Source organism: Bacillus sp. FSL R5-0286 (assembly GCF_038593245.1).
Lineage (GTDB): Bacteria > Bacillota > Bacilli > Bacillales > Bacillaceae > Bacillus > Bacillus altitudinis.
The window spans coordinates 3560008-3574251 of the sequence record NZ_CP151977.1 but is presented as its reverse complement, the minus strand read 5'-3'; the positions used below and the strand labels follow the sequence as shown (position 1 = coordinate 3574251).

Here is a 14244-nt window from a genome sequence, read left to right as displayed (position 1 = left end):
GGATATGAAACGAATCATTCTCGCTTGTGCAGCAGGAATGTCGACGTCGATTGTGGTATCTAAAATGAAGGCAGCCGCAGAAGGAAAAGGGCTGGATTATGAAATTTATGCGATACCTGAAGGGGCGATTGCGGACGAATTAGAAGAGCATGGGGACGATGTAAAGGTCATTTTGCTAGGACCGCAAGTTAGCTTTATGAGAAAGGCAGCAGAAAAAACAGCGGCACCTTATCATATACCTGTCGATGTGGTAAATGTAAGATTATATGGAACAGCGAATGGAGAAAAAATTCTAGAACATGCACTGAAACTAGCAAATGAATCTTGAGCAATCGGAGGAGAAGCAGATGACGGTATTAGAGGAAATGCAGGGAGCAGCCTTTCAAATCATTGCCCATGCAGGTGAGGCACGAAGCCATTATGTAGAAGCCATTCGTCTAGCAAGAGCGGATGACTTTGAAGCAGCACAGCAGTTGATTGAAAAAGGGGAGGAAGCGTTTCGAAGCATCCATGACCTGCACTTGTCGCTGATACAAAAAGAGGCGGCAGGGGAACAGCTTCCCTTTTCTTTACTGCTCATACATGCAGAAGACCAAATGCTCACAACAGAGACCATCCATCTGCTTGCCATTGAAATGATCGAAATGTGTAAAAAAATGAATACCCTGTCAAAATAGATATCAGTTATTAACCAATTTCTGTTATAATCATTCGGTAGATAAAGAGAAAGCAGGATTGGTGAATGAAAAAAACATGTATGTGGCTTGCAGTTGGTTTAGTCATGCTGCTCATTTCGGGCTGTATGGGTGCGAAACAGCAAACAGAAGGAAACCAGCAAGCCATCAAAGAGGTAAAGGGTCAAGTACAAACGAAAGAAACAACAGAAACGCAGCAAATTGAAGCGGCAGAGATAGACAAACAAAACTGGATTCAGCAAAAGGAACCCGTTGCGCTTCCAATCTTGATGTATCACAGTATTTCCAGCGGTAATTCGTTACGTGTGCCAAAAAGCGAATTTGCGGCTCATATGAAATGGCTGAAAGACAACGGCTATGTCACGCTGTCGCCGAAAGCGGCATATCAAGTTCTCGCGACCAATTCGACACCAAGTGAAAAGTATGTTCTTATCACATTTGACGATGGATATACGGATAACTACACAAAGGCATTTCCGATTTTAAAGGAATATGGAATGAAAGCCACGATTTTTATGATCGAGCAGTCCATCGGCCGTCCGCATCATTTAACCGATGCTCAAATGGATGATATGGTGGCGCATGGTATTTCAATAGAGAGTCACACCATTCATCATTTAGAGCTCAATCGTTTATCACAGAAGCAGCAGGAAGAAGAATTAAAAGGATCGAAGGTATTCTTTGACCAGCGTTTTTCTCAACAAACAATCATGGTCAGCTATCCGGTCGGTCGCTATAACGAAGACACGCTGAAGCTGGCGAAGGAAGCAGGATATGAAATGGCTGTGACCACTGAACCAGGACATGCGAAAAAGGAACAAGGCATGATGTCCTTACACCGCCTGCGCATTTCACCGGGACTTTCACCCGAAAGCTTTGGCAGGCTGATAGAGGGAAATTGATCAATATTAGATCACAGATGTTTCACATGAAACATTTTACGACACGTTTCGTGGAGATGATTTGTGGATCGACAACATCATAGGGCTTGAGTACACATCTAGATATATTTTTCAGACGTGATCGTCACATATAATGTTTTTTAAATGATGTGAAAAGGGAGAGAGCAAAGATGTCAAATTTTCTTGGAATTGATCATGTCCAGTTAGCTGCCCCAAAGGGGAGTGAAGAGAAAGCACGTTTGTTTTTTGGGGAGATTCTAGGAATGAAGGAAATACCTAAACCTGTTCACCTAGCAAAACGTGGCGGTGTTTGGTTTCAGTGTGGCAATCAACAGCTTCACATTGGCATTGAAGATCAATTTCAAGCAGCGAAAAAAGCTCATCCAGCTTTTCAAGTAAAAAAATTATCAAATTTAAAAGAGACATTAATGAAACATCATATTCTTATAAAGGAAGATCAGCCGTTAGATGGAGCCATCAGGTTTTATGTAGATGATCCATTTGGAAATCGAATTGAATTTTTAGAGAGACTGTAGAAAATAAATCTTGTGAGAAACAATAAGGATGTCGAGAAAATCTCGACATCCTTATTTTATGAAAGTATGTTATTGATAAACAGGATAACCCGTTATCTTTATATCTTTTCCGAGTGGTTCAAGAGAGAGTTGATCGAGTTCAATTGCATCACTCATGAGGCGTATGCCTTCGCCTCCGAAAAAAGAAGGAGAGAGTCGTCCGCCAATGAGCTTGGGCGCCATGTAGATGACGAGTTTATCGACAAGCTGCTGTTCTAAAAATGAGGCATTGATTTGCCCGCCGCCCTCAATCATTAGGGAGGAGATATTTCTTTCTCCAAGCACTTGAAGTACTTCTTGTAAGGGCACCCGGGTATCGCTATCCGTCATGATGACGCTGACGCCAGCTGCTTCTAAAGCGGCTCGTTTTTCTTCATCGGCTTGTTTAGTTGTAAAGATCCATGTTGGCGCCATTTGATCTGTGACCACCTTTGCCGTCAGCGGGATAGACAGCTTAGAGTCTAAGACAATTCGAATTGGATGATGACCGTTTGGAATCCGTGCTGTTAATGAAGGATCGTCGTGAATGACGGTTTGCGCACCGACCAAGATCGCATCGTTGATACTGCGAATGTGATGTGCATCATAACGGGACGTCTCTGATGTAATCCACTTGCTGTCAGACGTAGCAGATGCAATTTTTCCGTCTAACGTAATGCCCGCTTTGAGCGTCACGAAAGGTGTTTTTTTCGTAATAAAGTGGTTGAACACTTCATTCATAAGAATGGATTCCTGCTCCATGACGCCTGTGATAACTTGTATGCCAGCGTCTTGTAAAATGGCAATCCCGCGCCCGGCAACAAGCGGGTTCGGATCCAGTGCAGCAACGACTACTTTTTCTACGCCAGCTTTCACAAGTGCTTCAGCGCATGGGCCTGTGCGGCCATGATGGGAACAAGGCTCTAGTGTCACATAGATCGTGGCACCTTTTGCCTTATCTCCAGCCATTTTGAGCGCATGGATTTCTGCATGTGGTTCGCCGGCCTTCATATGCGCCCCGACCCCAACAATTTCATTTTCTCGCACAATCACAGCCCCGACGAGCGGATTGGGAGATGTCTGACCTTTCATTGCTTCGGCATTTTCAAGGGCTAGTTTCATATATCGCTCATGATGTGGCAATCGTACGCACCTCTTGATCCGCCTTCATATGGCCTGAGCGGTTAATTTTTGTCTGCAAGTATTTCTCATTGAACTCAGAGACATCACCCCAAAGTGGAATCCGTCCAGAAAGAGAAAGGCCTGCATGACTGATAGCATCGGTCTTTTTCGGATTATTGGTAATAAGTCTGACTGGCTTTGTACGCAACGTTTGAAGAACAGCAATCGCTTCTTCATATTGACGTGTGTCATCTTCAAAGCCTAGTGCTTCGTTTGCTTCTACTGTATCGTAGCCGTTTTCTTGCAAGATGTAGGCCATGGCTTTACTGAAAAGACCGATCCCGCGTCCTTCATGGTTGGCTAAATAAAACAGTGCGCCTGCTCCATTGTCCTCAATCATCCGCATAGACTGTTTCAATTGGAACCCGCAATCGCAGCGTTTGCTTCCGAAAATATCGCCGGTGTGGCAGATGGAATGCATGCGGATCAGCGCTTCATCAGCATGTTCGAAATCTCCGTAAACAAGGACACTTGATTGCTGGTGATCTGCAAGCTCACGGGAGGAAAGGCTTTCGATTAAAGCTTCATCTGATAATGGTTCTTTCCCGTCATCTTTTAACCATGAATACCAGTTAAACATGACCGTTCTACCGTCTAAATTCACTGGCAGTTTAATAGGTCCAGTGATATATATAAATCCGTCTTCTTGCTGTACTCGTTTGATTTTATCTTTTAAAATGGCTGTTTTAACCTCTGTGTGTTTGTCCATATTCTGCACCTTCTTTTTTGTCTGTTTCTTCAATCTGTAAACGAACGAGAACGCCAAATGGATCAATAAATTCGTTACTTTTTCCTGTCGTGTTCATGTGAACGCCTGCTTTTGTCAGACGTTCGACGACGGATGTTCTATCGTCTTCTTTTGGGAAAACCAGTGTATAGCTTCTAATTCCTGAAAAACGTGGATCAATGGCTCCTTTTCTCCCGCGTCCCCATGCATTAAAGGCAAGGTGGTGATGATAGACGCCACCAGCAACGAATAAGCTGGCTGGGGGAGCCATTCGGATATGAAAACCGATCGTGTTCACATAAAAGGAATCGGCTTCTTCTGGGTTGAGATGGAAATGCAAGTGTCCCATGACTGTACCAGCCGGGAGTCCTTCCCAGGTGGAATCAGCGGCTTCTTGCAGGAGACCATCTCCATCAAGCGGAGCATTTCCGCCACCTTTCACTTCTCCATGCTCACCTACCCATATGTCCTGAGGACGATCAGCATAAATTTCGACGCCGATTCCATCTGGATCACTTAAATAAATGGCTTCACTGAAAAAGTGATCGCTTGCTCCAATTAAAGGATAGCCTTTTTTGATCACATGCGCCAGCCATGTGCCCAGGTTTTTTCTGGTAGGTAATAAAACCGCAAAATGATAAAGTCCTGGCTCATGATCCGGCTTCTCTTTCAGCTGCACATCTTCTTTCAGCACAAGGATTGGTTCCTTTGCGTTGCTGCCAAGCGTGACAGTAGAATCCGTCTGTTCTAATAAAGTAAAACCTAAAATGTCTGTATAAAAAGGCAAAGAACGCTCAAAGCTGGACACATGTAATTCTGTTACACCTAATCTTACCTGCTCTATTGTATTCAAAGCTCGGTCATCTCCTTCATGTTATATGCATCTGCATGTTCAATGGTTTATTGAAAATTGATAAAATGATTACCTTGTTACTTTTAGTAACTAAACTATATAATAGTTAGTGACTTATTTCAAGTAATTAATTATGTTATAATGAAAAAAAGTAGAGAAAAGCAGGAGGGAGTAAAGTATGGCTCAAGTAGATGGCTGCCCAATTACAGATGCCATGGAGATTTTAGGGAAGAAGTGGGTGATTCTGATCATCAATCAGCTTTTGACAGGGCCAAAACGTTTTTGTCAGCTAGAAAATGAAATGAACATCAGCGGACGGTTATTATCAGAAAGGCTGAAAGATTTAGAAGCTGAAGGCCTTGTTGAGAAAAAAGTATATCCCGACATTCCCGTGCGGATTGAATATGAACTAACAGAACAAGGAAAGAAAATTGAACCAGTCATACGGGAAATGTATGCTTGGTCTTTAGAGCGCAAAAATAGTGAAAAGGGTGAACATGTCCCTTCTTAATCGATTTCGATCAGTGTCCCTGATCGATTTTTTTTGTGATTTTCCAGAAATCTAAGTCAATAGTATGAAAAATGATGTTGACAATAATTTCATTCATCATATAATATCAAGGAGAAGAGGGTTCTTTTCCCTGTAATGGAATGGGGAGGTTATGCCATGGTATCATGAATGGGACAGATTACCTAAACCGTGTATCACTACATCATGTAGCAACAGACATCTTTGACTTGTCAAAAGCAAAGATTTATTTTTTGGTCTCTATTGATAATGATTATCATAATCATTTGTGAGTGTGATTCATACGCTGATAAAGGTTATTTTTTTTATTGTCTATTGAGAATAATTATCAATATCATTTAGGAGGATATATATGAAATCACTTCGTTCAGCATCACACGTCTTATTATTCTTTAGCTTTGTCCTATTGTTTGCTCTAGCCCCGGTTAGCTCTGCCTCAGCAGCAGGCTTAGCAGATGGTCAATATTCAGCACAATATGTGGTATGGAAAGCAGACAGTGATTCAACGTCAACAGCAAATACGTATTTTGAAAAACCAGCTAAGCTTGTTGTGAAGGACGGAAAAATCAAAGCGCAAGTCACGTTAACGAACAGCTCTTGGATTACAAGCTTTAAAACATTGGATCAAGGTGTCTACAAAGATGCGAAGGTGATCAGTACAAACACAGCTGCTAATAAGAGAACGGTAGAGTTCAATGTCAACAGCCTGACAGATGTTGTACCAGCTAAAGTGAGTGTGACTGTACCGGTCATTGGATATACAGGCAATTACGATATTCGCGTCAAGTTTGATGCAGCAACTGTTCAATAAAAAGGGAGGAAATTCGTTTGATGAAAAAATGGATCAGGATGCCAGCCTTCATGGCTGCATTGCTTCTGGCACTTATACTGCCTTTTTCAAATGCACAGGCTGCTTCATTAAATGATGGTACATACTCCGTCAATTACACTGTGATGAAGGCCGAAGGAACTGCCGTTTCGATGGCAAATGATTACTGGCTGAAGCCGGCAAAAGTGATCGTGAAAAATGGCAAGCTAACGGTTCAAATGACCATTAAAAACAGCAGCTGGGTAACGGAATTTAAAGTGCCGGGAAATGGCGGCTATGTCGATACGACGGTTCTATCAACGAATAAGAAAGCCAATACAAGGCTTGTTCAATTCCAAGCACAGAGTTTGTCTAAACCAATCAAGTCAAAAATCCATGTCACAGTCAAATCGGCTGATTATGATCATGACTATACCATCCAACTGAAATTCGATGAAAGCAGCATCAAGTCACTTTCTTCTGACAGTTCAAAAGAAACAGCAGGTGCAGCAAAACATCAAGAATCATCAAAAGAAACAACCAAAACAACTGATTCATCCACCAAAACAAAACAAGAAGAAAATCCTCAAACTGGTGATACAAGCCAGATGGGATGGCTCCTTGTGCTTGTCTTATGTTCAGGCGGGTTTTTAGCGAGAAAGTGGATCATCAAGCATTAACGGAAGGAAGTGTCATCTTTTGAAACGTCTTTTTCATCTACAGACAGCTATTCTGCTCGTTTTATTCAGTTTGTTGACTGCGTTTCAGCTGCCTCAAGGAACGGCTCAGGCGGCATCATTGGTTGATGGTGAATATACGGCCGGATTCACCATTTTAAAAAATGGCAGCACTGAAGCATCCATGATGGATACGTATACAGAAAAGCCAGCTAAGCTCATCATCGAAAATGGCAAGACGACTGCCTATTTGACGCTGAAGCAAAGCAAAGAAATCACAGATTTCAAGGTCGAACAAAATGGCTCTCTCGTCACCACTGAAACGGTCAGTGAAGATGAGACAGCGAATACGCGTGTGATCAAATTTGATGTAGCCGATGTATCAGCCAAATTAAATGGCTGGGTCAAAATTTACTGGGACTTAGGCGGCTTTATTTATGATGAGGCGTATGACGTACAGATCGCTTTCGACGAGAGCAGTCTCACACTTGTCACGCCTGCGAAGCCAGACGATAGTGAAACAACACCAGATGATCAAAACGGTACGACGCCAGGCGACAGTGAAACAACACCAGATGATCAAAGTGGTACGACACCAGGTGACAGCGAAACAAAGCCGGATGATCAAAGCGGCACAACACCAGACGATCAGCCGGAAATGCCTGACAATAACAACGGCACAACACCAGTTGATTCACCGCAGAACCAATTAAAAGATGGTGTGTATCGTATCAACTACAGTGTGCTGAAGGGCGATGAGGATGAGGCATCTCGGATGAGCCAATACTTCTCACATCCAGCATCGTTAACCGTTAAAAATGGAACGCAAACCGTTTCCTTTACGGTGAAGGATCATACGTCAGTTGATTCTTTGAAAATAGAGAAAAACGGTTCTTATCAAGAAGTGAAAAACGTGAGCACAGATCAAGCAAAGAACACAAGAGTGGTTTCATTTGAAGTGTCTGATCTGAAAAAAGCAGTTAACGGAAAAGTACACATTGTGGTAGCAGCCGCTCACTATGATCAAACGTACGATATTCGTTTTCAATTTGATTCAAAAAGTATCGTTCCACTGAAGGACGGTCAAATAGAGGAAGAAACACCGGCTACACCAGAAACACCAAAACCAAATAAACCAGCACCAGACACAACGAACGGCGGAACGAATCAAGAGACAGTTCAGCTAAAAGACGGGGTGTACAAGCTTCCTTTCTCAATGAAGAAAGCAGACAAAGATGAGCTTTCTCGCATGAACGATTACGTCGTGAGCCCTGCGACATTGGTGGTGAAAAATGGCCGCCATTTCGTTTCATACACTGTGAAGAACAGCTCAGCCATCACGTCGTTCCAAGTAGGAACCGGCGGTAAATTTGAAGAGACGCTAGTTGCAAAGACTGATCAAAAAGCAGATACACGAGTGATTCAATATGAAGCAAAAAGTGTAAGCAGTGATCAGGCAGCACGCGTGAAAATTGACATTCCAACTGCCAATTATCATGAGCAGTACGATGTCAAACTTGTCTATGATACGAAAGGCATTTCACTTGGTGAAGGAAGCGGAATTGCGACGGTGATCGGAGACGATGAGAGCATCGGCTTTGTGAAAAATCCGAATGATCACGATTCTCAACCAAGCCAGCTTGCGAATCTCGCCCCTGAGGAAACGGGTGCAGAGCAGATGACCTTTACGCCATCAGATGATCAAACCAAGTCTGAGACAGGTCAGCTGAACCCAAAAACAGGAGATACTTCACTTCTTTGGGTGTACATTCTTTTATTCGGCGGATCACTATTCGTGCTCGTCAGAAAGTATCAAACTCGTACAAGATAAAGAATCTATGTTAAGTGAGGTGCGCCATTCATCTCGGCGCATCCACTTCCTTTTTTTCGAAAGGAGGCTTCTGTTTTTTGAAGCATCGAATGTTATGTACCCTGATCACGGCTCTATGTGTGTGCGTCTTCTTAGCAGGCTGCTCACAATCAGCTGAAAGCTCAGCGAAAGGCAAAAAAAGCGCAGCATCAAGTGCCCGCATTGTGGCAACGACTGTAGCTACTGCTGAGATCATGGATGCGCTAGAGGTAGATCTTGTCGGGGTGCCAACAAGTCAAAAATCCTTGCCGGCTCGATACAAAGGACTCCCAGCAGTCGGTAACCCAATGAGCCCGGACATGGAAATCATCCAATCACTTCAACCGACAGATGTCCTGTCTGTCACGACCCTTCAATATGATTTAGAAACGCCTTTTCAACAAGCTTCTGTCCCTGCGACATACCTCAACCTTGAGAGCCTGGACAAGATGGAGAACACCATCACAAAGCTTGGAGAAAAATATGATAGAAAGACACAAGCGAAACGCATTGTGGATGATTTTGAACAAAAAAAGAAAGACATACAAGAGAGAACGAAGGGAAAGACGAAGCCATCCGTTCTCATTTTGCTTGGTGTACCAGGCAGTTATTTAGTGGCAACAGAGAATTCGTATATCGGTGATCTTGTGCGTATTGCAGGAGGAAAGAACATCGTAAAAGGTGAGAAAATGGAGTATTTGGCATCCAATACGGAGTATTTACAAAAAGCCAATCCAGATATCATTCTCCGAGCCGCACATGGGATGCCGGATGAAGTCGTCAAAATGTTTGATCAAGAATTTAAAACAAATGACATCTGGAAACATTTCCATGCGGTCAAACAAGACCGGGTGTACGACCTCGAAGAAAGCTTATTCGGGACAACAGGCAATTTAAAGGCAGCAGAGGCATTAGATGAATTGACTCGTATGTTGTATCCGTCATAAGCGGCGAATCTTAATGATAAAAGGACGTTCAAGATGAAAAAAACAGGGATTTTATTTCTGATAGTCAGTCTCTTACTAGCCGGCGTATTTATTTATTCCGCCATTACGGGGAGCATTCATGTTACACCGATTGAATTATTGGAAGGGCTTATGACCGGTCAACATGCACAGGTAGAAATCATTAAAGATTTAAGAATCCCCCGCATGCTCATTGCGATGTTTACAGGGGCGGCTTTATCTGTCTCCGGTGTCCTCTTGCAGTCTGTGATGAGGAATCCATTAGCAGATGCCGGTGTTATTGGTATTTCATCAGGAGCTAGCTTCTTTTCTTTAATGGCAATTACAGCGCTTCCTCAATTTTATTTCTACTCTCCTTTATTTTCAGTTTTAGGCGGGGCAATTGCCTGCTTCCTCGTATACGTGTTGTCTTGGAAAGGCGGCTTAAGCCCGATTCGAATGATTCTGGTGGGGATCGCCATCAATGCCATGTTTACAGGGATGGCAGAAGCGTTTGTGACCATTTGCAGCTATTTCAATATCACCATTAATCAGTCTGGACAGTCAAATCTGACGATGAAAACGTGGGGAGATGTCCGTTTAATCGGTGTCTATGGCGTCGTTGGGCTTGTGGTTGCGCTTTTCTTTAGCAGATGGTGTAACTTGCTTGCCCTTCAAGATAAGACGGCGAAAAACTTAGGATTGCGTGTGACCAGAATGCGCCTTTTGATTTCAATCACGGCGGTGTTATTAGCAGCGGTGACTGCTGCGGTAGCGGGCGTGATTGCCTTTGTCGGCTTGCTCATTCCCCATATCTCTAGAAGGCTCGTCGGCTCGGACCATCGGGTACTGATTCCATTTTCTGCGTTAAGCGGGGCCTTGCTCATTTTGACGGCTGATACGCTCGGCAGAACGCTTGTGGCACCAAATGAAATCCCTGCTTCTACAATCATGGCTGTTATTGGCGGGCCGTTTCTGATCTTTTTATTAAGAAGGGGGGATCGTCTGCATGGACATTCGTGAGGTGTCGTTTTCCTATGATCGGCAGAGGGATATTGTTCAATCGGTCACTACAAAGATTGAAAAGGGGAAAATCACCACCATTATCGGTCCAAATGGCTCGGGAAAATCCACGTTACTTTCTTTGATGGCACATAACCATTGTCCACATAAAGGACAGATTCATTTAGATGGGCAAGAGCTGAATGCGTTCAAGCCAAGGGAACTCGCGAGAAAGCTGGCAGTCGTTCATCAGCAAAATGAAGCGCCGCTCGATTTAACGATCGAACGAGTCGTGGCATTTGGGAGAACGCCCTATCAGACGATGCGCGGCAGTGACAAGGAAGAAGATGAGAAAGCAATTGAGTGGGCACTGTCCTGTACAAAGCTGACGGATAAGCGAAAGGTGCCTCTTGCCTCATTGTCAGGCGGAGAACGGCAGCGTGTATGGATTGCGATGGCTTTAGCGCAAAAAACACCGATCCTTTTCTTAGATGAACCGACGACTTATTTGGATATGTATTATCAATTTGACATTCTGGAGCTCATTCGAGAGCTCAATGTCGAGCATGGATTAACCATCGTGATGGTCCTGCACGATATGAATCAGGCGATTCGCTATAGTGATGTCATCATCGCCATGAAAGATGGACAAATTATCCGCGAAGGACGGCCAAATGATGTGTTAACAGAAGAGATGGTGCGGCACATTTATCATGTGTCCGTCACAATTAAGCAGGATGCAGAAACAGGGATGTATATCGTGCCTGTAGGCATATAAGTTGTGCAAAAAGCAGGTGAGACAGTGTGAAACGAGGGAAAAGAATCGGGCAGCGAATGCTGACGATCGTCTGTTTAGGTGTTTTTCTATATAGCGGTACTGCCATTGGCTTGGAGCTCTTTGGCAATTATCAAAATCGTCAGGTGCTTGCAAAGGCTCAGACACTTTACACACACGAGGATGGAATGAAACAGCGAAAACCTGGAGAAATCCGTCAGTCATTTGATGATTTGCGAAAGGTGAATGAAGACATTGTCGGTTGGATTGATATGAAGGACACGATGATTCAGTATCCAATTGTTCAGTCAAACGATAATGCATTCTATTTAACTCGTAATTATGTAAAGGATGACACACGGGCAGGCAGTATCTTTATGGATTATCGTAATGACGTCTTGCATGAAAGTCCCAATACAGTGGTGTACGGTCATCGGATGAGGGATGGGTCTATGTTTGCTGGTCTCACAAACTATTTGAAAAAAGATTTCTTCCAAGATCATCGCACATTTCAGTACGATACACTGTACCAAAGCTATGAAGCAGAGATTTTTGCTGTGTATGAGACGACAGTCGATTTCGATTATATTCAGACTGATTTTCAGGATCTTGGTGAATATGCGCACTACTTGCAGGCTGTGCGTAAGAAGTCAATCTATCAAACGAAAACAGACGTATCCACAGATGACTTGATTCTCACATTATCGACCTGTGATCACGTGCTGGCACCTAAAAACAAGCGTCTCGTGGTACAGGCGAAGCTAAAGAAAGTTTACTAGAAAAGGAGAGACAGACGGTTGAAATGTTTACATGTGATTTGGGCAGGACTCGTCGTCGTGCTTCTCCTCGGCGGATGCAGCCAGGCGGCGCCTGTCGAGAATGGGAGCAAGCAAGGTGCGCTCAACATTCAGGATTTTGCCGGCAGAACATTATCGTTTCATGAATCACCTGAACGGATCGTCTCGTTGTCAACTGGCGACATGAGCATCATTTATGCTCTAGGTGGTCAGGTTGTCGGCCGGCCAACTGCCGAATTGCCAGACAATCTACAAAAGGCAAAGTCCGTACAATCAATTGGCACAACCCATCAATTTGATGTCGAGCTGATCACGAGTTTAAAGCCCGATGTGGTGCTTGGGAATGAATCATTAAACAGCAAGGATATCTCTACTATAGAAGGAATTGGTTCACAGCTTCTTTTGACAAGTGCCAACTCAGTGAAGGACATCCAGCGTCAAGTTACTTTATTTGGTGATTTACTTGGAAAACAGCAAAAGGCCAAAGCGCTCAATGCTCAAATCGATCAGCGGATCAAGCAAGTGAAGCAGCCTGAGAAAAAAATAAAGACACTCGTTGTATATGGTGCGCCCGGCACATATATGGCGGCACTTCCACAATCTTTAAGCGGTGATCTGCTGCGGATCGCTGGTGGGGCGAATATTGCTGAAAATGAACCAGCACTCGAGAAGTTTCCGCAATATGCACAAATCAATGCAGAAAAGGTAATCGAGGCCGATCCGGATCTCATTTTGCTGATGACACACAGCAATCCTGAAGATGTCAAAGCAGGCTTTATGAGTGAAATGAAGCAAAATGCGGCGTGGCACGATGTATCAGCTGTCAAAAATGGACACGTTGAGATTCTGCCAAGTGACCTATTTGGGACAAATCCAGGCGCAGAAGTCATCAGAGCGATCGATGAATTAGAGAAGAAATTGAAGCGATTGTCATCATGAAGATGAATGCAGAACTAGATTTTCAAAAAAGGCAGTCAAGACGAAAATGGCTGTTACCAGGATTGTTTCTCTCTTTATGTGTGGGCGTCTGTCTAGGACTTGCGGTAGGTTCTGTCCAATTGTCGCTGACGGATTTAATGGCTGTCTTCACGGGAACAGGTCTGCCTGTTCATGAAAAAATTGTCATGGATTTACGGCTTCCCCGTGTGCTCATTGGTTTTCTCGTTGGGGCCTGTCTCGCGGCATCAGGGGCGATTTTACAAGGAGTTGTCCGAAATCCACTTGCTGACCCTGGGATCATTGGTGTGACTGCGGGCGGCGGGTTAGCTGCTGTACTCAGCATGATTGTTCTCCCGCAGTTCACGTATTTGCTTCCGGCAGCTGCTTTTCTGGGCGCCTTATTAGCAGCTCTTGTCGTGTATATGCTGTCATTTGATCAAGGGGTTTCCCCGCTTAAATTGATCTTGGCAGGTGTTGCCGTCAATGCCCTGCTTGGTGCGGTGATGAATGGGTTTATGGTGCTTTATAGTGAGCGTGTGCAGGCTGTTTTGCCTTTTCTATCAGGGGGGTTAAACGGACGGAGCTGGCATCATCTTAGCTTTGTGTCGCCATATGCGCTGGCTGGATTATGTCTTTGTTTTTTCGCCATTAAACCGTCCAATCTCCTTTTACTTGGCGATGAATCGGCTCAGCTATTGGGCCTTCGAGTAGAGCGGACTCGATTTTTTCTCATTGCGCTGGCCGCTCTTTTAGCTGGAGCGGCTGTCAGTGTCAGTGGTTTAATCGGATTTGTCGGGCTTGTTGTACCTCATTTTATCCGTCTTTTAATCGGAGATGATTACCGGTATTTGCTGCCGATTTCAATGCTTGGAGGGGGCGTGCTTGTGGTCTTTGCCGATACAGCGGCACGGGTCTGGTTTACACCGGTTGAATTGCCTGTAGGGATCTTGCTTGCCTGCATCGGTGCACCTTTCTTCCTCTATTTATTAAAAAAGAAAGGGAGGGGTTAAG

At 44.0% G+C, this 14244-nt stretch carries 17 protein-coding genes; 14 read left to right on the top strand and 3 right to left on the bottom strand.

The genetic code is table 11. The annotated features are described in order from the left end of the window. Positions 1-4 precede the first annotated feature (4 nt). The 4 genes from NST24_RS18500 (at position 5) to NST24_RS18485 (ending at position 2133) form a co-directional block, all read left to right on the top strand. Positions 5-328: a PTS sugar transporter subunit IIB gene (locus tag NST24_RS18500; RefSeq protein ID WP_008345616.1), complete on the top strand. Its 324-nt coding sequence runs from the start codon at positions 5-7 to the stop codon at positions 326-328. A 19-nt stretch (positions 329-347) separates the two neighbouring features. Then, the gene (locus NST24_RS18495) at positions 348-677 is read left to right on the top strand and encodes a PTS lactose/cellobiose transporter subunit IIA (RefSeq protein ID WP_008345614.1); all 330 of its coding nucleotides are present in this window, start codon (positions 348-350) and stop codon (positions 675-677) included. Between the two features lie 65 nt (positions 678-742). After that, positions 743-1597: a polysaccharide deacetylase family protein gene (locus tag NST24_RS18490; protein ID WP_342462095.1), complete on the top strand. Its 855-nt coding sequence runs from the start codon at positions 743-745 to the stop codon at positions 1595-1597. Between the two features lie 170 nt (positions 1598-1767). Continuing rightward, a complete protein-coding gene (locus NST24_RS18485) occupies positions 1768-2133 on the top strand; it encodes a VOC family protein (protein WP_024719529.1) in 366 nt (121 codons plus the stop codon). A 69-nt stretch (positions 2134-2202) separates the two neighbouring features. On the opposite strand, the gene ribD is transcribed toward NST24_RS18485, so the two are convergent. From ribD to NST24_RS18470, 3 genes are read right to left on the bottom strand one after another with little or no spacing between them, the layout of a single operon-like run. Then, positions 2203-3294: a bifunctional diaminohydroxyphosphoribosylaminopyrimidine deaminase/5-amino-6-(5-phosphoribosylamino)uracil reductase RibD gene (gene ribD, locus NST24_RS18480; RefSeq protein ID WP_041507989.1), complete on the bottom strand. Its 1092-nt coding sequence runs from the start codon at positions 3292-3294 to the stop codon at positions 2203-2205. Continuing rightward, positions 3281-4042, bottom strand: coding sequence for a GTP cyclohydrolase II (locus NST24_RS18475; RefSeq protein WP_008345606.1), 762 nt, complete (start codon positions 4040-4042; stop codon positions 3281-3283). Before NST24_RS18475 ends, ribD begins: the two co-directional genes overlap by 14 nt. Further along, entirely contained in the window at positions 4020-4913 is an 894-nt protein-coding gene (locus NST24_RS18470; protein ID WP_342462094.1) for a VOC family protein, read from the bottom strand. Before NST24_RS18470 ends, NST24_RS18475 begins: the two co-directional genes overlap by 23 nt. 178 nt (positions 4914-5091) lie before the next feature. Between NST24_RS18470 and NST24_RS18465 the strand changes: the two genes are divergently transcribed. The 10 genes from NST24_RS18465 to NST24_RS18420 all read left to right on the top strand — a co-directional run bounded on the left by NST24_RS18465 (position 5092) and on the right by NST24_RS18420 (position 14243). After that, on the top strand, positions 5092-5424 hold the full coding sequence (locus tag NST24_RS18465) for a helix-turn-helix domain-containing protein (protein WP_007497926.1): 333 nt from the start codon (positions 5092-5094) through the stop codon (positions 5422-5424). Between the two features lie 370 nt (positions 5425-5794). Further along, positions 5795-6253 carry an NEAT domain-containing protein gene (locus NST24_RS18460; protein ID WP_007497924.1) on the top strand — a complete coding sequence of 153 codons (459 nt, stop codon included), beginning with the start codon at positions 5795-5797 and terminating at the stop codon, positions 6251-6253. Between the two features lie 20 nt (positions 6254-6273). Next, positions 6274-6930, top strand: coding sequence for a heme uptake protein IsdC (isdC, locus tag NST24_RS18455; protein ID WP_110487238.1), 657 nt, complete (start codon positions 6274-6276; stop codon positions 6928-6930). A 19-nt stretch (positions 6931-6949) separates the two neighbouring features. Beyond that, positions 6950-8758 (top strand): NEAT domain-containing protein, encoded by a 1809-nt coding sequence (locus NST24_RS18450; protein WP_342462093.1) that lies wholly within the window; start codon positions 6950-6952, stop codon positions 8756-8758. 77 nt (positions 8759-8835) lie between these two features. Then, entirely contained in the window at positions 8836-9723 is an 888-nt protein-coding gene (gene isdE / locus NST24_RS18445; RefSeq protein WP_342462092.1) for a heme ABC transporter substrate-binding protein IsdE, read from the top strand. 33 nt (positions 9724-9756) lie between these two features. Next, on the top strand, positions 9757-10743 hold the full coding sequence (locus NST24_RS18440; protein WP_342462091.1) for an iron ABC transporter permease: 987 nt from the start codon (positions 9757-9759) through the stop codon (positions 10741-10743). After that, a complete protein-coding gene (locus tag NST24_RS18435) occupies positions 10730-11500 on the top strand; it encodes an ABC transporter ATP-binding protein (RefSeq protein ID WP_024719523.1) in 771 nt (256 codons plus the stop codon). Before NST24_RS18440 ends, NST24_RS18435 begins: the two co-directional genes overlap by 14 nt. A gap of 26 nt (positions 11501-11526) precedes the next feature. Next, complete coding sequence (gene srtB / locus NST24_RS18430; protein WP_024719522.1) at positions 11527-12276, top strand: class B sortase; 750 nt, start codon at positions 11527-11529, stop codon at positions 12274-12276. Positions 12277-12294: 18 nt separating this feature from the next. Beyond that, positions 12295-13233, top strand: a complete 939-nt coding sequence (locus tag NST24_RS18425) for an ABC transporter substrate-binding protein (RefSeq protein ID WP_342462090.1) — start codon at positions 12295-12297, stop codon at positions 13231-13233. Next, positions 13230-14243 carry an iron ABC transporter permease gene (locus NST24_RS18420; RefSeq protein WP_251210584.1) on the top strand — a complete coding sequence of 338 codons (1014 nt, stop codon included), beginning with the start codon at positions 13230-13232 and terminating at the stop codon, positions 14241-14243. The genes NST24_RS18425 and NST24_RS18420 overlap by 4 nt, the downstream gene beginning before the upstream one ends. Position 14244: the final 1 nt, after the last annotated feature.

Excerpts from the sequence above, each read along its gene's own strand:
- isdC (WP_110487238.1), top strand. The coding sequence starts at position 6,274 with ATGAAAAAATGGATCAGGATGCCAGCCTTCATGGCTGCATTGCTTCTG.
- NST24_RS18500 (WP_008345616.1), top strand. The coding sequence starts at position 5 with ATGAAACGAATCATTCTCGCTTGTGCAGCAGGAATGTCGACGTCGATT.
- NST24_RS18440 (WP_342462091.1), top strand. The coding sequence starts at position 9,757 with ATGAAAAAAACAGGGATTTTATTTCTGATAGTCAGTCTCTTACTAGCC.
- NST24_RS18485 (WP_024719529.1), top strand. The coding sequence starts at position 1,768 with ATGTCAAATTTTCTTGGAATTGATCATGTCCAGTTAGCTGCCCCAAAG.
- NST24_RS18420 (WP_251210584.1), top strand. The coding sequence starts at position 13,230 with ATGAAGATGAATGCAGAACTAGATTTTCAAAAAAGGCAGTCAAGACGA.
- NST24_RS18475 (WP_008345606.1), bottom strand. The coding sequence starts at position 4,042 with ATGGACAAACACACAGAGGTTAAAACAGCCATTTTAAAAGATAAAATC.
- NST24_RS18460 (WP_007497924.1), top strand. The coding sequence starts at position 5,795 with ATGAAATCACTTCGTTCAGCATCACACGTCTTATTATTCTTTAGCTTT.
- NST24_RS18490 (WP_342462095.1), top strand. The coding sequence starts at position 743 with ATGAAAAAAACATGTATGTGGCTTGCAGTTGGTTTAGTCATGCTGCTC.
- NST24_RS18465 (WP_007497926.1), top strand. The coding sequence starts at position 5,092 with ATGGCTCAAGTAGATGGCTGCCCAATTACAGATGCCATGGAGATTTTA.
- NST24_RS18435 (WP_024719523.1), top strand. The coding sequence starts at position 10,730 with ATGGACATTCGTGAGGTGTCGTTTTCCTATGATCGGCAGAGGGATATT.
- NST24_RS18495 (WP_008345614.1), top strand. The coding sequence starts at position 348 with ATGACGGTATTAGAGGAAATGCAGGGAGCAGCCTTTCAAATCATTGCC.